Below are 20,801 nucleotides of genomic sequence, written 5' to 3'. Positions count from 1 at the left end.
TCCGACCTTATATGTCGATGGTATGGTTATATTAGGTGGGATTATCAACCTTAAATGATTATAGGTAAATAGTTTTTGTATAAAGTTTCATTAGGATACATAAACGATGTTGATGAATTATATCTGCAGTATTTATCGAATAGAACAAAGTAGCGGCTGTTATAATTATTAAGTTTGCGGGGAGCAAACTATACTTTATTTGCCATAAACAGGATTAAGTGGAATTAACGTCTGTTTTGTCGAACTGTAATCGGAGTACCATAATATGAAATATTTATTATTAAGTATGTTAACAGCCGCCGCGTTAACCCTCAGTGGTTGTGAATCAGGTGTTGACTCGCCAAGTGGATTTAGTCTACCTGAGGGGGATGCTGACAGAGGTCAATCAGTGTTGGTAAAATATCAATGTTTATCATGTCATCAAATGGAAGGTATTACACCGACCGATGTTGTAGATAACCCTGAGTTATCCGTTAAGTTAGGTGGTAAAACAAGTGGCATTAAAACCTATGCGGAACTTGTTACTTCAGTTATTAACCCGTCACACAAAATCGCCAAGGGTTATCCAAAATCCACATTACAGGTGGATGGGGTATCAAAAATGAAAAGCTATAATGATGTGATGACCGTCGGTGAATTAGCTGATCTGGTGTTTTTTCTGCAGTCTAGCTATGAGTTGACCCCGTATCCAAGAACGCAATATCGTTATTACGAAACGCTGTAACGTCGAAACTGAGTTTGCTTATCTCCCACCTAACTAGCGGTGTTATTGTATGCACTAGTTAGGTGACTCTACCGGGCTGTCATTCCTGTTAGGAAGGATAGTTATCTAACCTCTTACACCATTCTCTTGCACTATTTTCATGCACTCTCTTCATGCACTATAAATGTTTTCCATTGCACCATTATGGCTCTCGCGACAGCATGTCTTACAATATCGGTGACACAATGTCATCTTAATCAGCTGTATATTTCGCTAATTCATCGTTAAAACACCGTTCAAGGATAAGTTAAGCTATTAATTACTGTTTGCTTTAGATCCTTTATCGAATAAATATTTTTCTAAAGCTGGTATCAATATTGCTGTGTTAATAGTGTATTCATCGCGATTAAATCATATTTAGAAGGCGCCCTATGAAACTCTTACTTTCCGGATTTTTCTCCAATAACATGATTGTCTCAACTGCATTGTTAATAGGTGCAATACTGTTATTTAGTTATCAGTTTTTTATTGCTGGCTGCTTATTACTTGGTGGCGGCATTTGTATTCATGTTTTGTTATTTCAACAAATTAAGCAAGAGCAAAAGGTGCTGCTCACTGTATTAGCCGTTAGTCAGCAAGGTCAAATGAATACAGGTATAAATACGTTGTTAGCCGACAATAATATCGTCATGTTCTTACCCATATTGACGGCCATTATTGAGTTTAACAAACAGAGAAAACGTGATTTCAACGAGGTAAATAATCAAAATTTAGAAATTGGATATTCTGCTAAAGAGCTAGCGAAGAATGCAGATGAAACAGCGAAACAGTCGGATGTTCAACATCTTAACTGTTTAACAACAGCTACTGCTACAGCGCAGATTAATGTGAGTTTAACGGATATATCACGACGAATTGAAGATATTAACCATGCCGTGATAGACGCTAAAGATAATTGTCAGCACAGTTTTAAAACCTTGGTTGATAGTAAACAGCAAGTCTCGCAAGTGAATGATGTCATCATCCATACGCAGCAGAGCTTGCAACAACTTAAAGAAAAGTTAGATACGGTGATTTTGATGTCGAGTGTGATTAGCGAAATGGCCGCACAAACGAATTTACTGTCAATCAATGCCACGATTGAAGCCGCAAAAGCAGGGGAATACGGTAGGGGATTTTCTGTTGTTGCCGGTGAAATGAAAATGTTAGCGCAGCGTAGTCAAACATCAGCGCAGACTATTACTAATAAGACCAAAGAAGTAACCGAAAATATGCACGCTGTAGAAAGCTATATGCAAGATGCTATTGGGCATATTGATCAAAGTGGTGTTCAGGTTGAGTCTGCTTGTGAACATCTTAATAATATCGTCAACATGACCGAAAATATGGCGGTTGATATTGACGGTGTTGCTGTTGCAACAGAGCAACAAATGTATGCGCTTAAGGATATTACTCAGGCGGTTGAACAACTTACGGAGCTTGCTGCACAAAACAGTCATATGTCGATACAGCAAGCTAATGTTGCTAATCACCTTCATCACATCACTCGCATTATTCAATAAGGAGATTAATATGAACAATACTATTCTGATTTACGGATTAACTATATTAGTCAGTATTCTACTTATTGCTATGAGCATTTATTTGATTAAAGCTCATCAATGTAATGCATTACGGAGCCAACAAATAACGGGCTTTAATATAGTGACTCGGTTACGTGAATTACTCTCGCATGTACAGCAGCATCGCGGTATCAGTAACGCGTTACTGAACGGTGATGTGAGTTTGACCAGCAGATTAACGCCGTTAACGTTAAAAGTAAGTAATAGTATTGACGGTATTAACAAAGAATTTAAAGCCGGGGATGTTGACGAACAATTACAACCCTTGCCACGATGGGAATCGATTACAGAGCATTGGTCGCGACTATCGACAAAAACGAATCAATTAACGAGCGCAAATAATTTACAACAACATAATAAATTGATCCTTAATATATTATATTTTATTGATGATATTGCTGAACAACATCAAATATATAAAATTGTTGATGCGCAAGGTGAAGCGATGCGTCACATGTGGTTGGAGCTCTTGTTTACGGCAGAGAATATAGGCCAAATCAGGGCCATTGGTACCGGTGTGGCGGCGGCGAATACATGTACGAGCGTTGAACGTATTCGGCTAAATTATCTGTGCCATTCATTACAGCAAAGTTTGGACGATGGACTAATGTTAGCAAACAGCGAACAGATACGGCAATTATTACACGTTGTCGTACAGCAAGTTACTATCGCGGTACCGAGTATAAAGGCGGAAGAATTCTTTAATCTTGCCAGTATTTGTGTTGAACAAATATTGCAAGAATTTGATAAACAGTTGCAACAATTTGAACAGATAATAATGCCTAAAAACGAAAACAGAACTACTGTCCGCGATTAGATATTGGGGTTCTCTATGGTGACAGTTTGATTCATATCAAGAAGCATTGGATTATAAATCATCGTTAAACGGAACCGCTATTTATCTACTTATTATGAACTATGCTTTTAGTAACATTTTGTTTAGACATAATAAGGAAAGTAACATGCGCTTACCTCTCTCTTTCTTATCTATTGCTATCTCTGCAGTGTTGTTTACACCGTCTACCTTCGCTAAAGTTGTCGGTACGCTCAATAATGTCGAAACGGATGCTTCCATTCTGATTGATGGTGTTGTCGATACCGCATGGTCAGTAGCGCCTATACTAAAGGTTAATATCAACAAAATACCTTATCAGCCTAACAACGGCTACGAAGGTATCAAGCAAACCACGTATACGATCCAGTCAATGCGCAAGCAAGGAGATATCTACTTTCTTATTCAATGGGATGATCCGACAGAAAGTGTGAATCGCTTTCCATGGATGCAGCAAGCTGATGGTAGTTGGCAACAACTGATGAATAAAGATGATACTGGCCATGATAATACTTATTATGAAGATAAAATGGCCATCCTCTGGAATATCAACCTAAAATCTTTTAAGAAAAAAGGTTGTGCAGCCGCTTGTCATATGGCGAAAGATGGCATGCAGAAAGGCATTGCTGATAAAGCGCCTGGGCGTAAATATACAAAAGCTGGCACGACGATTGATATGTGGCATTGGAAAGGTGTGCGCTCAAACCCTGTTGGCCAAGCGGATGACCAATATATTCATGATAATACCGACCCGAAAGCCAATAAAAATTGGGGGCGTTCTGGTGATGCAAAAACCGGTGGTGGTTACAACAATAATGTCAAAGATGGCCAGCCGATGTTTGTACAAACCGACCTAACGAATGAATCAGTTGTGGTTCTGGATGCTAAGAAAATGCCGCTTGATTCAAGTTGGCAACAGACAAACCGTATCCCAGGTATTGTCACTGCGCCGTTTACAGGCTCGCGGGGTGATTTAACGGCTAAAGGGGTTTGGAGTAATGGCATGTGGACGTTGGAGATACGCCGCGCTATGGTGACGATAGGTAATAAATCGAGTATCCAAGATGTGCAATTTACCGATCTTTCTAAAGCCTATGATTTTGGTGTGTCAGTATTTGATAACTCGCAAATTAATCATGTTTATCACGACGGTGTACTGCAAATGCGCTTTAAATAGTGGCGTTATGCTTACTGATAAAATGAGGAGTTGATGTGGATATTAAAGCGTTGAATCTAGCCTCTCGATTAGCTATTTCTGGATTATGTCTATCCATTTTATACGGTATATTGTATGCCGCGATGGCCATTTCACTTAGTACGACGGGTCAGATCGCTCAAATTCCTAGTCTGAACACGGTGCAGCAAAAGTACGCAGGCATTGCTATTGTTAGTGCAATGAAAGGCTCAATGTATGATCATGTTTCTGATGATGATTATATTGAGGTCGTGAAGGACTGGGTTGAAGCTGGTAGCTCGCAGGCGCTCTATGATACTGACATCGCGCCAATTATGGATGAAGACTGTACAGCTTGTCATAGCCTAGGTTCAACCATGACAGACGCGATGACATCGATGCCATTAACAACTTATGACGAAGTAAAGGCGTTGACCAAAAAAGGTATTCCTTGGAACAAGCTCGCGGTGGAAACGCACACTCACTTATTCGCGATTAGTATGATGGTGTTTATCCTTAGCATGTTGCTATCGATGACACATGTCTTCGATTGGATAAAATACGTGTTGATAAGTGCTGCATTCCTTGGCTTGTGGGGCGATGTGTTATTTTGGACGTTAGCTAAATTTGTTGGCTTTGTTGGTTATTTAATTCCGCTGACCGGTGGATTACTTATCAGTGGACTAGGGGCGATGGCGGTCGTGGTTTTAGTCGATTGCTGGTTCAGGGTGCCTTGGATTAGTAAACGCGAAAACAGTTAAATTTGTGTGCAGAGAGAGTGCCGAGAGAGTGCCGAGTGTATGAAAGAATGTATGAAAGAGTCTTCGAGTTATATTTTTCTGAGTTGACGACGATTTAGATTGATAGGGGAGTGGCAATGCGATTTTACTTTTTACCGTCATCCTTGTATGTTTTATTACTGGTATTACTCAGCCCTGTCATACTCCACGCAGCGCCTGACAAAGAGCCCGAAACCCAAAAGTCAGGGCCGCCACCTATGCTGGTGGAAGTTAGCCTCATTACCCGTGGGACTGCAGAGCCGATGGTCGAATTAGTCGGGAGTATTCGTTATGCGCGAGTCTCTCGGGTCGCTGCCGAGATTGGTGGCATTGTCGAAACGATTCACTTTACCGCCGGCGCTAGAGTCAAAGCGGGCCAGCCTTTGGTAAAACTGCGCTCAGACTTACTTGAAGCTAGGCTTGCTGGGACACGTGCCAATTATCGTCAGGCTCAGCTTGAACTCGAACGTGCGGATAAAGATTTACGTCGTATCAAAGCGTTATTCGCCGATAAATCTGTTTCCGAATCCCTCTATGATGAAAATTATTATCGCGTACTGGCGCAGAAAAAACGCGTCATCGCCCTCAAGGCAATACTTGACTATCAGCAGTTACAGATACAAAAAACCCAAATCAATGCACCGTTCGACGGCTTGGTTCAAGCAAAACTGACAGAGCAAGGAGAGTGGGTTGCTGCCGGTGGTAAAATTGCCGTGATTGCTGATGATCAACAGCTAGAGGTTGAAGTCGATGTACAGCGACATCTGCTAGACTTTTTAGATACTGGTCGTCAAATTGTAGTTCGCAGTGCTGGGCAAAATTATACCGGCTTGTTTATGCATTTTCTACCTCAAGGTAATGTCGCGACACGGAGTTTCACTGTCAAACTAAAGCTAGAGCAAGCGCGAGGCTTAATTGCTGGTATGCAAGCATACGTTAGTTTACCCAGTGGCTCTAAAATCGACAGTTTGCTGGTGCCAAGGGATGCGGTTATTAATCAGTTTGGTAAACAGGTTATTTTTCTAGCCGTTGATGGAAAAGCCAAAATGGTTACGATTCAGATCTTAGGTTATCAAGGCATGCTCGTTGCTATAAAAGGGCCTGAACTTACAGATTTACAGCACGTGGTTACCAAAGGTAACGAACGCATACACGACGGTCAAGCGATACGTTTTTAAGCTGAGCGCCCATCACACAGAGATCGTTTATGGATATTATCCGCTTCTCAATGCTAAAACCTGTCACCATTCTTGCTGGTATTATCATGTTGCTCATGTTTGGCGTCATCAGCCTGACACGCTTACCTTATCAATTAAGTCCTACGGTGATCGAACCAGAGATACAAGTAAAAACCAGCTGGCGTGGGGCAACGCCTTACGAGATTGAGCGTGAGATCATTGAAGAGCAGGAAAATACCCTCAAAGGTTTGCCCGACTTAATCGAGATGGAAAGTGAAGCGCGCAACGGTCAAGGCAGTGTTACTTTACGTTTTAAGGTCGGCACCAGTGTTGAACAGGCGTTGTTGCGCGTGACCAACAAGATCAACGAAGTTGCCTCTTATCCTGCCGAAGTCGATAACCCTGTGGTGAATGCCTCGGGAGCGACAGCGTCTCCGGTGATCTGGATGATCCTGAAAACAAAGGAGGGTAATCGACGCCCAATCCAAACTTACAAAACCTTTTTTGAGAATGAAGTTCGACAGCATATTGAACGAGTTAAAGGAGTATCTGAGCTGTTCATTGGTAGTGGTACCGAAGAGCAGATGCACGTTATCATCAGTACCGAAAAACTCGCCGCTTACGGGTTGACAATCAACGCCGTGATCGAGGTGATCCAGAGTGAAAATACCAACGTATCAGCAGGTACGTTGGGGGTCGGTCGGCGTGACTTTCGTATTCGTACCACGGGTGAATTCAAATCGGTCGCAGACATTGCGGCAGTGGTATTACGCTCGACTGGGCAACAACGGGTATTACTTAGCGATGTCGCTGAGATCCGTCAAGACTACGCCAAGAAAAATTCCGTGGTGTTGCACAATGCGATACCGGGTATAGCCATTGGTGTACGTCCGGAAACTGGCACTAATATCCTTGAAATGACCAATCTGGTGGAAGCGCGTTATCAATGGTTGAATGAAAATAGCCTTGAATCAGAAGGGCTTTATCTCGAGTGGGTTTACGATCAGCGTTTCTACATTAACGGCGCTATCGATCAGATCCAACAAAATATCATGTTTGGTGGGCTACTTGCTATAGGGGTGTTATTGCTCTTTTTACGCAGTGTCCGCGCCACCATTGTCGTTGCTACGGCTATTCCAATCAGTATTATTGGTACTTTTATCTTTCTTGATTTTTTGGGGCGTAATCTCAATGTCGTCAGTCTTGCCGGGATCGCTTTTGCTGTTGGTATGCTGGTGGATAATGCCATTGTCGTTATCGAGAATATTGTGCGTCACCGCCTGATGGGCAAAACAGCATTCGATGCCGCCTTATATGGCACCAAAGAAGTCTGGGGCGCAGTGCTCGCCTCAACCATTACGACTGTTGCGGTATTTTTACCTGTGGTGTTTATTGAGGAAGAGGCTGGGCAGCTATTTCGGGACATTGCTATCGCTGTTGTTGCTGCGGTGTCGTTAAGTTTGTTTGTATCGATATCGGTGATCCCGATGCTTGCCTATCGGTTGTTCCGCGGTCAAAAGCAGGTAGCCGTCAGCAAGCGAACGTTACTTGATAGGCTAGGTCAATGGCTGTCAAACCGAGTGATGGCGCTGGTTACACAGGCAATACGTAACTGGATGACGCGGCTGACGACTATCTGTTTACTGACTGGATTGGCAATCACATCAGTTTGGCTATTAACACCGAAAATGGAGTACTTGCCACAAGGAAATCGTAATCTAGTACTTAATATATTGATACCACCACCTGGGTTATCGACAGCTGAGCGGGTTGAAATAGGCGAGCATTTGTTTGATATGGCACTCCCGCACATCGGGGCTGATATCGATGATGTGCCAGCGATCAAGAATATGTTTTACGTCGGTGCCGAGGGATTTATCATTTCAGGGGCTATCAGTGAACACTGGGATCGTGCCAGCGAACTGCTGCCTTTTTTTACCGAACTGATCTACAGTATTCCAGGCATGTACGGCGTGAGCTTACAACCCGGGGTATTTGAGTCTGGACTAGGAGAAGGGCGAGCAATCAAACTTAATGTTAGTGGTAATGATTTGAACCAAATTGCGACCGCGTCAGCGACGCTGTTTAATATGATTAATACTCAATTGGCAGGCAGCCAGATTCGACCTATACCGTCTATTGAGCTCACATATCCAGAAGTACAAATTTTGCCAGACCATGATCGTTTACGTGCTAACGCTATGTCGACGCGTGATTTGGGGGTCGCATTGGATGTACTCATGGATGGTCGCGTTATCGGGGATTACAAACAAGAAGGCAAAAAGAAGATAGACCTGATCATGAAAGCAGATGACGGTGAGTTTGTTACTCCAGAGGCGCTTTATCAGGCGAATTTAGCCACACCCAAGGGTAAGGTCGTACCGGTGTCTTCATTAGCTAAATTGCAGCAAACCACAGGCATGGCCTTGATCCGCCATCTAGAAAGGAGCAGAACCGTTACGCTGCAAATTACCCCGCCGAAATCAATGCCACTACAAACTGCGATGGAAATCATCGAGCAACAGGTAATTCCTGATATGAACAGTATGAACTTACTCGATGGTTTGCTCGTCAATATGAGCGGAGCTGCTGACAAGTTAGTACAAACTCGTGAAGTATTGCAGTGGAATTTTCTATTGGCCATTCTTATTGCATACTTACTGATGGCGTCGTTGTTCAGTAATTTTATTTACCCGCTGATTATTATGCTAACGGTACCACTGGCCAGTGCTGGTGGTTTTATCGGTCTTAAATTATTGAATATCTTCATCGTACCGCAACCAATGGACGTATTAACCATGTTGGGTTTTGTTATTCTTGTCGGCGTGGTGGTTAACAATGCCATCTTGATTGTTCATCAAGCACTGAATAATTTTCACTCGGGGAGAATGGACTATCAGCAAGCTGTGCTTGAATCTACCCGCAGTCGTCTGCGCCCTATCTACATGAGTGCGACCACCAGTATTTTTGGCATGTTACCGTTAGTATTGATCCCTGGGCCGGGGTCAGAGCTCTATCGTGGTCTCGGTAGTGTTATTCTCGGAGGGTTGGCGGTTTCAACTATATTTACTATTTTCGTCATTCCTGCCATTTTGGTGTTTGTGATCCGGATGGAAAAACGCCCTAGTGAGTAAATACCGACTAGGGCTATTATTAGCTAAACAAACTCGTTGCTTCTACCGGGTTTTGTTCCACTTCATGCAGGTATTTAACTTTTGCTTCGCTAGAAAAATAAGGTTCAACTAACATGATAATACGCAATACAATACGCTGAGTTATCACTTGTAGATCGTAATCTTCTTCCGCTAATTGTGTATCCAACGAATTTGTCGCAATCAAGCAGATGGTATCTGCCATCGCGTTTTGCTGCGCTTCTGACATCTTGATTTCACTGCTGGTGTTTAACGACGTTAGCATCTTTAAGAAAAAGCTATGATGGTTATTGACCAAACGCATAAAGCGACGTTTCAACAGTTTGTTCTCATCGAAGATAACTTTCATATCACGATAGAAGAATGAATATTGTTGAATTAAACCGACATATATATTCAGGTATGCCCAGTAATCTTCAAACGCTTGTACATCATCTTCATAGAATGACATGAGCTTATTAATTGCCGCTTCATACTCATAAAACAACTCAGTTAATAACTGGTCTTTACCATTAAAATGATAATACAAATTACCAGGGCTTATTTCTAACGCATTAGCAATTTCAACTGTGGACACTTTTACGTGTCCGTACTGGCTGAACATCTCTAAACTACACTGTAAAATCCTGTCACGTGTTTTCATCATTTATCCCTAAGCTGATGCTGGTACAGTTTTGCTTGTTGTATCAGTGGTGATTGTGTTTTTCGCTGATGTATTCTTTACAGGTTGAATTATTTTTGTATCTAAGACTGGCGTTTTAACTTCATCTTGCTTTTCAGTATCCGCTAATATTTGTTCAATAATAGCTAAACACTCTTGTTTAATACCCGAGTTACCATTGGGCATAGTAAGCAGTGCTATTTGTTCTGTTACAGATGTTGTTGCACTTGTTAGTACTTCATTTTCAAGCTCTGTGAACGCAGAGTTTACATATTCAGCGAGGTCTGTTAAATCAGGTAACGCAGAACGACATGAAACTAAACCAACATTAATTAAGCCGTTGTAACTGTACAGCGTAATGTTCAGTGACATGCCTGGTGGTAATACCGAAATAGGGAAGCATTGTTCCATTTTTGCGCCCATCATATATAACGGTTCACTAGGACCCGGTACATTTGAAATTAGCACGTTACCCATTGGTGGTAATATGGTGTCTAAGCTTAAAAATTCGCTAACAACAGCAAGGCCTTGGCTCGCCATGGTATAGCTTGTCAGTGCTTCTTTAGTCAGTAAACGTGTTTCTTTTTTTAATTTGATACACGAATCTTTAATTGTCATTAGGCGTTCAAGTGGCGATTCACCACGGTAAGCAAGCTCAACAAGACTAATTGCTACTTGGTTATTGGTTTGCATATCACCAGCTTCACGCAAGCTCATTGGCATTTGTGCAACAAGTGGTTTCTTTAGATTGAAGTTCTTGTTTGCAAGGTAGTTGTGTATTGCCATATCGCAGATCGTGACAACGACATCATTGATCGTTGCCCCTGTCATCTTACCAATACGTTTAACACGTGATAGCGGCAATGCAGAAACAGCAGCACGACGAGCACGTTTAGGGCTGACGGAAAAAGGCGTTTTGGGTGCCATAAACGGAGTCGGCATATCTGCTTTATATACATTTGCAGCTTGGAATAACAACTTAGTTGTGAGTTTAGTTAGCGATGGAATCGATTTAACTTGATCTGATAGCTTCTTAGATGTCTTGGTAATTGACGTTAGCATGCTATCGAGCTCTTTTTCTTTGTGCTCGCGTTCAATATTCCAAAACGCCGTCATCGGTGCGTCGGTCTTTTTACTTAAATAAGACATTAATAGTTGGTTAGCTTTGGCACCGTCAGTGAAGGCGTGGTGGGCTTTTAGATAAATGGCGAATTTATTATCTTCTAAGCCATCAATCAATATCATTTCCCATAATGGTCTGTTTCTGTCTAACAGTGTTTCATGTTGATGTTCAACAAAATGCAGTAACTGACTTTCATTGCCGGGTTGCGGTAGCATGGCGAATCTTACATGGTAAGACAGATCGATATTGTTATCTTCTTGCCAGTGATATTGACCGGTAAGTTGCTTCTTGAGCTTCAAATTAAATGGCTGTTTAATTTCATCCTGCGACATTAAGCTGTCAAAGAGATCACGCGTAAAGTTACCTTGGTAATTTTCAGGTATCGTAAAAATTTGTAATCCGGCTACATGTTTAGGACTGGCAACTGTTTCTGTGTACAAGAAACCCATATCAACTAGCGTTAGTGCTTGCATGTTATCTAATCCCTATGCGGTAAATCCATAAAATAAAGTGTTTAGATACTAAGCTCTACTTTTAAGTTCGTTCTATATCTATATGGGTATATGTTAGTTTGTTGTTTTGTATTTGTAAATAGTGACAAGGTGTTAAATGTACTTTTAAGAGTATGAAAATAGTATTAAATATATTATAGATCTTGTTACTTAACTATTTTATTGCATTTTTTGTTAAATTTTTAAAATCAGAGATGTATAGAAAAAGCTTTATAAACAAAGAGGTCTGACCTGTTGATGTTAATTACAGTATGTCATGTTGGCGGTAACTTTGGTGTTATTTGTAACAGTGTTTAACAGCAGATAAAGGCCATATTGATGCATTATTATTTAATTTTTATTTGTTTTTTAATTTTTTATTCATTTATCTTGTCAATTTTGGCACAGGTTGTGAGCATTTTAACTGAGATTTTAGACAGAGAGTCATAAACGGGTTGTTATGCGCTGAAGCGTAAAGGTAGAATATCGAGAATTAAATTTAGGATTAAATATAGAGTGTTAAATACTAAGGGATACATCTCATGTTAGTTAAATCGTTTTGTTGTGCTCTATTGTTACTGTTAATGTCTGGCTGTAGTCAGAATAGTGCGATAAAACAACCCGCAAGCCCCCCAAAAATCAATGTTCCAACGGCCGAGCTTGCTTATGTGCAGGGGTTGTTGTTATCACAATATAAAGACTGGCGTGGTACGCCGCATAAATGGGGCGGGATGAGTAAGCGCGGTGTTGATTGTTCAGGTTTGGTTAAACTTACTTTTGAGCAGCAATTCGCCTTATCGCTACCGCGGACAACCGCAGAGCAAGTAAAAGTAGGTCGCTCGATCAAGCGTCAGCAATTGCGCACGGGTGATTTAGTGTTCTTTAAAACGGGTGTGAACGTTCGGCACGTGGGGATCATGGTTGATGAATTTCAATTCTTTCATGCATCGAGTAGTCGTGGCGTGATCATATCTCGTTTGGATAATCCCTATTGGCATAGCCATTACTGGCAATCAAGAAGAGTTAATTTATAAATGATGGCACAAAAATTAATTAAAGTTGTGGTTGGATCGAAGAATCCAGTGAAAGTTAACGCGTCACGTAGTGTGATTGCGCAATTGTATCCGGACAGTATTGTCGAATGTGAGGGACTAAACGCACCTTCTAATGTACCAGACCAACCAATGAATGCAGCTGAAACCCGTGACGGTGCGATTAACCGTGTTAAGTATTGTCAGCAGCATGCTGAGGCTGATTTTTATATTGCGATTGAAGGCGGTGTCGATCTGCTTGATGACGGTCCCGCTACATTTGCATACGTTGTCATTGCGTCTAAAGAGCAGCAGTCTGTCGGCCGTAGTGCTGCATTACCTTTACCTGCGCCTATTTACCAATCGTTACTTGACGGTGAAGAGTTAGGACCGGTGATGGACAAGTTATTCAAGACGGTTAATATAAAGCATAAAGGCGGGGCGATTGGCTTGTTAACCAATGGCCATGCCACACGTGAGAGTAACTATACCCAAGCGCTGACATTAGCCATGGCACCCTTTTTATACCCAGATCTTTATGATCAATAGTACGGGTCGCCAATAACGCGATGCGCTTGTAGTTTCAGGCTGTTATTTGAACGCTTTGTAATTTAATGTAAAGGTTTTTGATAAGCCCTATTGATAATAGTTCTCATTTGTGATTATTATTAGCATATAGTTTATAAGCGTTTATAGGGATAGCAGTATGGCGACCAAGGTTAATTTAAGTATATCAACACATAAACTGGCAGAGTTGATTCAAGCGGGTCACTTGTGTGTAGCAGACTTGAACTGTTTAGATGCTGAATCTAAGCAGCAAGTTTGGCAGTTGTGTTTATGGAGTTGTAACAAACGCGTGCATTGTTCTAAACCTTGTACGCAGCAATGTAACAGCGGTTATTGTGCCGATACTACAGAGCGAAAGACTGATAAACACTCAGCATTAATTGAAATTAATGCTGAGTGAGGTCAGATATTCTGTTTCAATTACTGCGATTTTATTTTCAGTCTTAGTGACTTCATAAAAGGTGCTAGTAACGGTGTGATTAAAGGTACTATCAGTGGTACTACTACACCTGCCATAATCAATGAAAACGCAATTATTTTGTTTATTTCTAATTGCTCATCATAGAAAATAACAGACCCCAATAATGCAAAGATTGGCACTAATAGTTTAAACGGACTCATCACGCTGAGCGGATACTTAATCAGCATTTTATTCCATACCCAATAGCCTAATAGCGTTGTTGGATAAGCCTGAAATAATACCGAGGCGAATGCAGTTGAGTTGAGTGAGGTGGTTAATTCGTCATAAAGATTAACGCCATTGACTAAATATGCCATTGCAAACAACGGCAGTGGTGCAAACAGACAAGACCAGGCCACAAACGCAAACATATCTTTAATCGCCAGCTTTTTAACCATTAAGCTAATGCTACTAAAGCCTATTGCCCCAATGAATGCAAATATAAAGCCCACCAAGGTAACTGAGCCGTCAGTAATATTGGCAATAAAAACCAGCCCAACTAAGGACAAGGCCAGACCAATTTTGAGACTGGTACTGATTCGTTCTTTTAGAAAAATTACGCCCATCAGCACACTAATGAAAGCACTTAATTCTAAGATGATACTGGCTATGCCTGCAGATAAGCCGGTATATATAGACATCGACATCATGCCCCATACCCCAACACCAAAAATGATGCCATAGAGTGCAATATAGAACCAACTTACATCAGGCTTACGCACAAATAGGATCGCCGGAAATGCGGCAAAGGTGAAACGTAATCCGGTTAAGACGTAGGGATCTATGTTGTCGACACCGGCCTTGATAACAGAGAAATTAAAGCCCCATAAACACGTTATCGCGACAATGATGATTAAGTGAATCGGTGATATTACTTTTCCGTATGTAGGTGATAAAGCACTTCCGTGCTTAGGTGATATTAACTTTTCGTTCATAATCATACCTCGTCGTTTTAGTGTTTGACTAGTATGTCGTGTTGCTAAATAATAAACAGATGCACTTTTTACTTATTTTTAGGGTACAGTTGTTTTGTAAAGGGTTCGGTAAAGGATTTGATAAAGGGTTTAGTAAACAAGGTTGGTTTAATCGACATCGTTCCAATTGATAGGGAAGAGAGAACATGGCAGCGCGTTACATTACAATTTCGGATAATATTATTAACGATATAGACAAGGGGGTATTACTTGTCGACCAACGCATGCCGTCGTTAAGACAGTTTACGCAGCTACATGAAGTGAGCATGACTACCGCCAATAACTGCTATCAGCGTTTACTCGATTTAGGCTGGTTACATGCAAAACCACAAATTGGTTACTTTATTACTCAGCCGCTGAATAAACAAAGCACGCCGATATACCCCCAATTTAATGCGCAAATTAGTAAGCCAAAAACCAGCCAATCCATTGACCAAGGGTTACGTGGTCCATTTTATACCGCGCAGCTGCCTGTTGAGTTATTACCTCAAGATACCTTGAGTCGCTGTTTACGCCGTGCGAGTCTGCGTGCAGGTGCAGAACTGTTTGCTTATCCCGATTATCAAGGTGATATTGCATTGCGAACTGCATTAGCCGGGCACTTTACACAACAACACTTTCCGTTAAAAGCTGATAATTTAGTGATCACTAATGGCTGTATAGATGCCGTTCGCAGTGCCATCGAAATCACCACGAATCCAGGGGATAGCATTGCTGTATCATCACCTTGTTTTAGTGGATTGCTGAACTTATTAGAGAACATGGGTAGGTTGGTGGTTGAGATCCCTTGTTACAACGCTCAGCTTGATTTAGTGCAACTTGAAGCGCTACTTCACGGCAAACGTATCGCTGCTTGCCTATTCAGTGCCAACCATATCAATCCACAAGGTTTTTGTTTGAGCAATCAACAGAAACAAGGTATTGCCGAGCTTGCCCAGCGTTACCAAGTCCCTGTGATTGAAGATGATATCTACTTGGAACTAAGTTATTCGCATACCACACCGTTACCGATTAAATATTGGGATAAGTCGGGTTGGGTATTGTGGTGTAGCTCGGTATCGAAAACCATTGCGGCGGGGTATCGTTTGGGGTGGTGTGAACCTGGTCGATTTTTTGATGCGTATTTACAGTTGCGTAATGTGCAATTTTTTGGCGTTAATAATATCGTCCAGCATACGGTGTGCGAGTTTATTAATACTGGACAATATGCCAAACACTTGAAGAAGTTAACCACCACATTAGCAGCCCATGCGCGACAGTACCACAGTGTGCTACGAGAATTACTGCCTGAAAATACCAAGATAAGTGTTGCCGAAGGCGGTATGGTTATCTGGTTACAGCTCGAAAATATGCACAGTCAAACCGTCTTTAGCGAAGCCTTAAAGCAAGATGTGCCATTCCGTGCTGGAGGTGAATTTACCACGCTTGAATATTATCAAAACTGTCTTAGGTTAAACATTGGCTGGCCAATCGTGGCGAATGAAAAAGACACGCCTGACCAACAAGCAGAAGCCCTGGCGTTAAGGGCTAAGCTGGTTATTTTGTGTGAATTGATTAACGCCAATGTTGCCGTGAAATAAGCGAGTCGATTCCTTACCGTTATCACGGTTATGCTTCGTTCAGTACATCCGTGGCAGTGCCAAGATACATTTCAGCAGCTAACAATATTGATTCATGCAAGGTTGGATGCGCATGCACGGTATGCGCAATATTGTTGGCTGTAAACTTGTTGTGTATGGCTAAACACACCTCACCAAATATCTCATCAGCATTGTTACCTATCATGCCACCACCAATTAACGTGTGGTCATCGGTATTAAAGATTAACTTGGTTATGCCATTGGTGTTGACGTCTGTATTAGCGCGACCGAGAGCGCGCCAAGGCAGATTAATCACCTGGTAATTTAACGTACTACTGGCTAATTGCGTTTCTGTCCAGCCTAACCATACAACAGTCGGAAAGCTGGTGGCCATAAAGGGCCGAGTTAATCGATCATGTTGCGAATCGGTATCGTCAGTGTCTGCGATAAATACCGCATCATAAAGGCAGTCTGGTAATGCCTTCTTTTTACTCGTGACCGATAACTGCACTTGGTTATCAATGAAATTAAAAGCACTGATTTCTGCTTGGGGTTTGATTTTGAAAAGCCGTTTCACATAACGCTGAAAGGTTTTATTGATGTCTTTGTCTAACTCTGGGAATACATCATCGCCAGTAATGATGATATCAACCGTTGCGCCTAAAGCTTGGTAGATAGTCGCTATTTCAATCGCCGCAATACCTGCACCAACAACAGCCAGTTTAGCAGGAATAAAGGGCAGGGAGATGGCTTCATTATAATGCCAAACGAGCTTGTTAGGCGCTAGTTTAAGAACATTATTATCTTGTTTTTTTTCATTTGTTTTAACTACACTATTTTGGCTGCCCACATAACGCTGACTATTAAAGTAATATAGACATTCTAGCTGGTCGAGTTTATGTTGGATGGCAGCAAGGTCGATGGTCGGTTCGCAGTAGCTAACACCTTGTGAATTTGCACCTCGAATACTGTGAATTGATTTAGCCATATGGAGTAGGGCGTGAGTTCGGACTATCGTCGTTTCGACTTTATGTGGTTGTGTTATTGCTTTCATAGCAACTCTCGTTAGCACGAAGAAAGTAATAATTTAACACATGGTTAATACCTATTTATAGGTGTTACCCTGTTATTTGTTATCCATGTCGCAATATGATTATGCTCATATGCATATCAATAACAGATAAGTATGCTGAATAGTTAAATTTAAGTAGATTTTAATAAATTATTTGGAAATTAGTTGAACGATGAAGTTGATTAACTCAGGTTGTCAGCGCATACCTTCAATAGACTACCACTTGGTTGATTTATTTTATCTGATTTAAATCAATTATTTATCGTGTATGTATGAATGTTTTATTTTCATCCCATTTGAAGGTATTACTCTCACTTTTATCTCAAAAACAGCACCTTAAACACAAATGATTCATTAACTAAGGTGTAACATTCTGTTATCAACGTTTTTGAAACAAGCGTGAAGCTTTTACTCTAAATATGACTTGCTGTTATGTTTGATTAGTCCTAGCATTATACTAATTAGGTATTTTATGGAAGCCTAATATTGCCGCTTATTAAAGGATGTGATAATGCCTGTATTAGACATTGAAGCCAAAAAAATATCAGATAAACCAGTTTTTAATTCAAATAAAGCCACCAGTAAACCTGACGCTGTTAGATTAAATGATGTTGAGAAATTAGTTGATGCGGTACTTGCTGAAGTTGGAAACCATATTGTCTTGGGACTGCCGATAGCAATTGGTAAAGCTATTACGTTTAGCAACGCGTTATATCAACGAGCAAAGGCTGATCCTAGTATCACATTACAAATTGAAACGGCTATATCGTTGGAAATCCCCAGGGCTAAAACAGATCTTGAAAATAAATTTCTTGCCCCATTTGTCAGTCGTCATTTTGCTGATGTGCAAGAACTTGATTATATGAAAGACATTAGAAACAAAACGTTACCAGATAATATTACGGTTTTTGAATTCTTCTTTAAAGCGGGTAGTTTTATAAACAACGCACAGCAGCTCAATTACACAAGTACCAATTATACCCATGCGGTTCGAGATTTAATTGATAAAGGTGTTAACGTTGTTGCGCAACTTGTTGCGGAGCGACAAGTTGATAATGTCACGACATATAGCCTTTGCAGTAACTCAGATTTAGCATTAGATATGATCCCTGTGTTAGAAGAGTTAAAGGTGGCAGAGGGCAGAAAGTTTGTCTGTGTAGGTGAAGTTAATTCTAATATGCCATTTATGCGCAACGATGCCGAAGTCAGTGCTAATACCTTTAATTTTATTTTAGAAAGCCAAGAAAAAGACTATGCATTATTTGCTACCCCTGAAGATGCGATTTCAAACGCAGATCATATGATTGGATTTTATGCGAGTAGTTTGATTAAAGACGGTGGAACACTGCAGCTTGGCATTGGTTCACTTTGTAGTGCACTAAGCTATAGCTTGCTACTCCGCCACCAAAATAATGAAGGTTATAATGAAATTTTTAATGATTTAAAAATTGCAGATAAATTTCCTATCGTGGCAAAAGTCGGCGATAGAAGTATTTTCAGCCGGGGTTTATATGGTTGCAGTGAGTTAATGGTCGATGGCTTCATGCATTTGTATCGAGCGGGGATCTTAACTCGCCAAGTCTTCTCCGATGTTTTATTACAATCGTTGCTGAATGACGACGTTATAACGACTGATGTGAGCATAAATACACTCACCACATTACTTAAGCATAAAGCCATTTCAACCGAACTAACCAAGAAGGATCTCGCTTATCTACAAGAATTCGGGGTATTTCAATCGGCAGTCACTTTGTATCAAAACAGGTTATACAGTAATGGCGAAAGTTGCACTACAGATTTGGGTCAAGCAGGTGCCCTTTTATGGGTTGAGCTGCATTGTCTCGGGGATAAACTTAAAGGCGGTATTGTTATGCATGGCGCCTTCTTTATTGGCCCTAAGACATTTTATAAAGCACTGAATGAAATGACTGAAGAAGATCATGCTAAGTTTTGTATGACAAGTGTGAAGTATGTGAATGATCTGTACGATCATTTCTTGGGTGATCAAAAAATTAAAGCGATGCAACGTAAAGAAGCTCGCTTTCTAAACTCTGCAATGATGGTGACACTGGATGGTTCAGTCGTCTCGGATGGCTTAGAAAATGGTCAGGTGGTTAGTGGTGTGGGCGGGCAGTATAATTTTGTCGCTCAATCTCATCAAATGAAAGACGCCCGATCGATTCTTAAATTACGCAGTACGTGTGTACGCAATGGTGAACTGCAATCCAACGTATTGTTCAACTATGGGCATAACACTATTCCTCGTCAGCTACGTGATATTGTGATCACTGAATATGGCATTGCAGATCTACGCAGCAAACCCGATCATATTGTTTATACCGAGTTAATTAAAATTTCTGATTCTCGATTCCAGCCACAATTGCTTCAACAAGCAAAAGACGCTGGCAAAGTGGCTGCTGATTACCAAATTCCCAGCGCATTTTGTCTTAATTTACCTGAAGCAATAACTGGTCTTTGTAACAAGTATAAGCAGCATGGCGTATTCCCTGAGTATCCACAAGGCAGTAGCTTTACTGATTCGGAATTAAAGTTGATGAAAGCCTTAAAATCGTTGAAGAATAAGGGGACGTCAAAACACGGAAAGCTTAAGTTATTGTTACAAGGTCTTACTGGTACGCAAAAAACGGCTGAAATTGAACACCTGTTAAGTCGTATGGATCTAACTAACCCCGTGCAATTTTCCGAACGTATGACCCATAATTTACTGAGTAAGGAATTAAAAAACAACTAAGTAATAATAGGTAGAAATGTTAAACTGTCCACAATCATTATCAGCAGATGAAAAATTGACTATGAGTAGACGATTGTGGACACCGTTAATATCTTCCATACTAATTGCGGGTAGTTTAGGGGGCTATTATTTATTGAGCGATTATCAGCGACTAGCGATGCAGCAAGCCGCCATCACTGATGCCCCTTTTAAACAGCTTTCTGCTTATGAAATAAGTGATAAGCGAATTCTAACGCTTCAAGACAAGCTCTATGATGATAAGCAAAATGCCAAACTTTGGTTTCAACTTGGTAATGCTTACATGTACAACGGTGAATACGATAATGCGTTGTTAGTGTTTGATTACTCTGTCCGATTAACTCCCGAGCCCACGGCAAATCTTTATTCAGCCAAGGCTTCTGCATTGTATTATTCGCAAGGTCAGCATCTCACTGGTGAAGTTCAAACATTACTGGAACGCGCATTATCACTTGAACCCAACAACCAAACTGCATTAATGATGTTAGCGGCAAATGAGTTCATGAATGTGCGTTATCAGCAAGCTATCGATCTTTGGGTACAGTTACTTGATTCAGGGCAGGAAGGTTTAGATAGGGTGTCGATTATTAATTCAATTAATCAAGCAAAGCAGTTCATTCGATAATGTCACC

Annotated in this window: 17 protein-coding genes; 13 read left to right on the top strand and 4 right to left on the bottom strand. The window is 41.0% G+C overall.

The genetic code is table 11. The features are described 5' to 3' along the window. Positions 1-265 precede the first annotated feature (265 nt). The 7 genes from A923_RS0109530 to A923_RS0109500 all read left to right on the top strand — a co-directional run bounded on the left by A923_RS0109530 (position 266) and on the right by A923_RS0109500 (position 9,422). Positions 266-724, top strand: a complete 459-nt coding sequence (locus tag A923_RS0109530) for a c-type cytochrome (protein ID WP_017221445.1) — start codon at positions 266-268, stop codon at positions 722-724. A 410-nt stretch (positions 725-1,134) separates the two neighbouring features. Continuing rightward, positions 1,135-2,265 (top strand): methyl-accepting chemotaxis protein, encoded by a 1,131-nt coding sequence (locus A923_RS0109525; RefSeq protein ID WP_017221444.1) that lies wholly within the window; start codon positions 1,135-1,137, stop codon positions 2,263-2,265. Between the two features lie 10 nt (positions 2,266-2,275). Continuing rightward, the gene (locus A923_RS0109520) at positions 2,276-3,142 is read left to right on the top strand and encodes a nitrate- and nitrite sensing domain-containing protein (protein WP_017221443.1); all 867 of its coding nucleotides are present in this window, start codon (positions 2,276-2,278) and stop codon (positions 3,140-3,142) included. A 145-nt stretch (positions 3,143-3,287) separates the two neighbouring features. Beyond that, positions 3,288-4,334 carry an ethylbenzene dehydrogenase-related protein gene (locus A923_RS0109515; protein ID WP_017221442.1) on the top strand — a complete coding sequence of 349 codons (1,047 nt, stop codon included), beginning with the start codon at positions 3,288-3,290 and terminating at the stop codon, positions 4,332-4,334. A gap of 35 nt (positions 4,335-4,369) precedes the next feature. Then, positions 4,370-5,092: a hypothetical protein gene (locus tag A923_RS0109510; protein ID WP_017221441.1), complete on the top strand. Its 723-nt coding sequence runs from the start codon at positions 4,370-4,372 to the stop codon at positions 5,090-5,092. Between the two features lie 116 nt (positions 5,093-5,208). Continuing rightward, positions 5,209-6,288 carry an efflux RND transporter periplasmic adaptor subunit gene (locus tag A923_RS0109505; RefSeq protein WP_017221440.1) on the top strand — a complete coding sequence of 360 codons (1,080 nt, stop codon included), beginning with the start codon at positions 5,209-5,211 and terminating at the stop codon, positions 6,286-6,288. Between the two features lie 29 nt (positions 6,289-6,317). Next, positions 6,318-9,422 carry an efflux RND transporter permease subunit gene (locus tag A923_RS0109500; RefSeq protein WP_017221439.1) on the top strand — a complete coding sequence of 1,035 codons (3,105 nt, stop codon included), beginning with the start codon at positions 6,318-6,320 and terminating at the stop codon, positions 9,420-9,422. A gap of 19 nt (positions 9,423-9,441) precedes the next feature. Here A923_RS0109500 and A923_RS0109495 read toward each other — a convergent pair whose 3' ends face one another. Together A923_RS0109495 and A923_RS0109490 are read right to left on the bottom strand one after the other, a co-directional pair. Beyond that, entirely contained in the window at positions 9,442-10,086 is a 645-nt protein-coding gene (locus tag A923_RS0109495) for a TetR/AcrR family transcriptional regulator (RefSeq protein ID WP_237716195.1), read from the bottom strand. A gap of 6 nt (positions 10,087-10,092) precedes the next feature. Then, positions 10,093-11,697 carry a wax ester/triacylglycerol synthase family O-acyltransferase gene (locus A923_RS0109490; protein ID WP_017221437.1) on the bottom strand — a complete coding sequence of 535 codons (1,605 nt, stop codon included), beginning with the start codon at positions 11,695-11,697 and terminating at the stop codon, positions 10,093-10,095. Between the two features lie 560 nt (positions 11,698-12,257). On the opposite strand from A923_RS0109490, the gene A923_RS0109485 reads away from it, so the two are divergent. From A923_RS0109485 to A923_RS0109475, 3 genes are all read left to right on the top strand, one after another. Next, positions 12,258-12,749 (top strand): NlpC/P60 family protein, encoded by a 492-nt coding sequence (locus tag A923_RS0109485; RefSeq protein ID WP_017221436.1) that lies wholly within the window; start codon positions 12,258-12,260, stop codon positions 12,747-12,749. A gap of 3 nt (positions 12,750-12,752) precedes the next feature. Continuing rightward, positions 12,753-13,295 (top strand): inosine/xanthosine triphosphatase, encoded by a 543-nt coding sequence (gene yjjX, locus A923_RS0109480; protein WP_026006169.1) that lies wholly within the window; start codon positions 12,753-12,755, stop codon positions 13,293-13,295. A 157-nt stretch (positions 13,296-13,452) separates the two neighbouring features. Next, entirely contained in the window at positions 13,453-13,713 is a 261-nt protein-coding gene (locus A923_RS0109475) for a hypothetical protein (RefSeq protein WP_017221434.1), read from the top strand. Positions 13,714-13,733: 20 nt separating this feature from the next. Here A923_RS0109475 and A923_RS22195 read toward each other — a convergent pair whose 3' ends face one another. Continuing rightward, complete coding sequence (locus tag A923_RS22195) at positions 13,734-14,708, bottom strand: EamA family transporter (RefSeq protein WP_017221433.1); 975 nt, start codon at positions 14,706-14,708, stop codon at positions 13,734-13,736. 185 nt (positions 14,709-14,893) lie between these two features. Here A923_RS22195 and A923_RS0109465 point away from each other — a divergent pair, with 185 nt between their 5' ends. Then, positions 14,894-16,327 (top strand): aminotransferase-like domain-containing protein, encoded by a 1,434-nt coding sequence (locus tag A923_RS0109465; RefSeq protein WP_017221432.1) that lies wholly within the window; start codon positions 14,894-14,896, stop codon positions 16,325-16,327. 28 nt (positions 16,328-16,355) lie between these two features. Here A923_RS0109465 and A923_RS0109460 read toward each other — a convergent pair whose 3' ends face one another. After that, positions 16,356-17,381, bottom strand: a complete 1,026-nt coding sequence (locus A923_RS0109460; protein ID WP_017221431.1) for an FAD-dependent oxidoreductase — start codon at positions 17,379-17,381, stop codon at positions 16,356-16,358. A gap of 529 nt (positions 17,382-17,910) precedes the next feature. Here A923_RS0109460 and A923_RS0109455 point away from each other — a divergent pair. Then, positions 17,911-20,151: an acetyl-CoA hydrolase/transferase C-terminal domain-containing protein gene (locus A923_RS0109455; protein WP_017221430.1), complete on the top strand. Its 2,241-nt coding sequence runs from the start codon at positions 17,911-17,913 to the stop codon at positions 20,149-20,151. Positions 20,152-20,167: 16 nt separating this feature from the next. After that, a complete protein-coding gene (locus A923_RS0109450) occupies positions 20,168-20,794 on the top strand; it encodes a TPR domain-containing protein (RefSeq protein WP_017221429.1) in 627 nt (208 codons plus the stop codon). Positions 20,795-20,801: the final 7 nt, after the last annotated feature.

This window comes from Moritella dasanensis ArB 0140 (assembly GCF_000276805.1).
GTDB classification, from domain to species: Bacteria; Pseudomonadota; Gammaproteobacteria; order Enterobacterales; family Moritellaceae; genus Moritella; species Moritella dasanensis.
The sequence above is the reverse complement of the archived record's forward strand: the minus strand, read 5'-3'. Positions and strand labels throughout refer to the sequence as shown.

Coding starts and splice junctions, on each gene's coding strand:
- A923_RS0109530 (WP_017221445.1), top strand. CDS start 266: ATGAAATATTTATTATTAAGTATGTTAACAGCCGCCGCGTTAACCCTC.
- A923_RS0109525 (WP_017221444.1), top strand. CDS start 1,135: ATGAAACTCTTACTTTCCGGATTTTTCTCCAATAACATGATTGTCTCA.
- A923_RS0109520 (WP_017221443.1), top strand. CDS start 2,276: ATGAACAATACTATTCTGATTTACGGATTAACTATATTAGTCAGTATT.
- A923_RS0109515 (WP_017221442.1), top strand. CDS start 3,288: ATGCGCTTACCTCTCTCTTTCTTATCTATTGCTATCTCTGCAGTGTTG.
- A923_RS0109505 (WP_017221440.1), top strand. CDS start 5,209: ATGCGATTTTACTTTTTACCGTCATCCTTGTATGTTTTATTACTGGTA.
- A923_RS0109500 (WP_017221439.1), top strand. CDS start 6,318: ATGGATATTATCCGCTTCTCAATGCTAAAACCTGTCACCATTCTTGCT.
- A923_RS0109495 (WP_237716195.1), bottom strand. CDS start 10,086: ATGATGAAAACACGTGACAGGATTTTACAGTGTAGTTTAGAGATGTTC.
- A923_RS0109490 (WP_017221437.1), bottom strand. CDS start 11,697: ATGCAAGCACTAACGCTAGTTGATATGGGTTTCTTGTACACAGAAACA.
- A923_RS0109485 (WP_017221436.1), top strand. CDS start 12,258: ATGTTAGTTAAATCGTTTTGTTGTGCTCTATTGTTACTGTTAATGTCT.
- yjjX (WP_026006169.1), top strand. CDS start 12,753: ATGGCACAAAAATTAATTAAAGTTGTGGTTGGATCGAAGAATCCAGTG.
- A923_RS0109475 (WP_017221434.1), top strand. CDS start 13,453: ATGGCGACCAAGGTTAATTTAAGTATATCAACACATAAACTGGCAGAG.
- A923_RS22195 (WP_017221433.1), bottom strand. CDS start 14,708: ATGAACGAAAAGTTAATATCACCTAAGCACGGAAGTGCTTTATCACCT.
- A923_RS0109465 (WP_017221432.1), top strand. CDS start 14,894: ATGGCAGCGCGTTACATTACAATTTCGGATAATATTATTAACGATATA.
- A923_RS0109460 (WP_017221431.1), bottom strand. CDS start 17,381: ATGAAAGCAATAACACAACCACATAAAGTCGAAACGACGATAGTCCGA.
- A923_RS0109455 (WP_017221430.1), top strand. CDS start 17,911: ATGCCTGTATTAGACATTGAAGCCAAAAAAATATCAGATAAACCAGTT.
- A923_RS0109450 (WP_017221429.1), top strand. CDS start 20,168: ATGTTAAACTGTCCACAATCATTATCAGCAGATGAAAAATTGACTATG.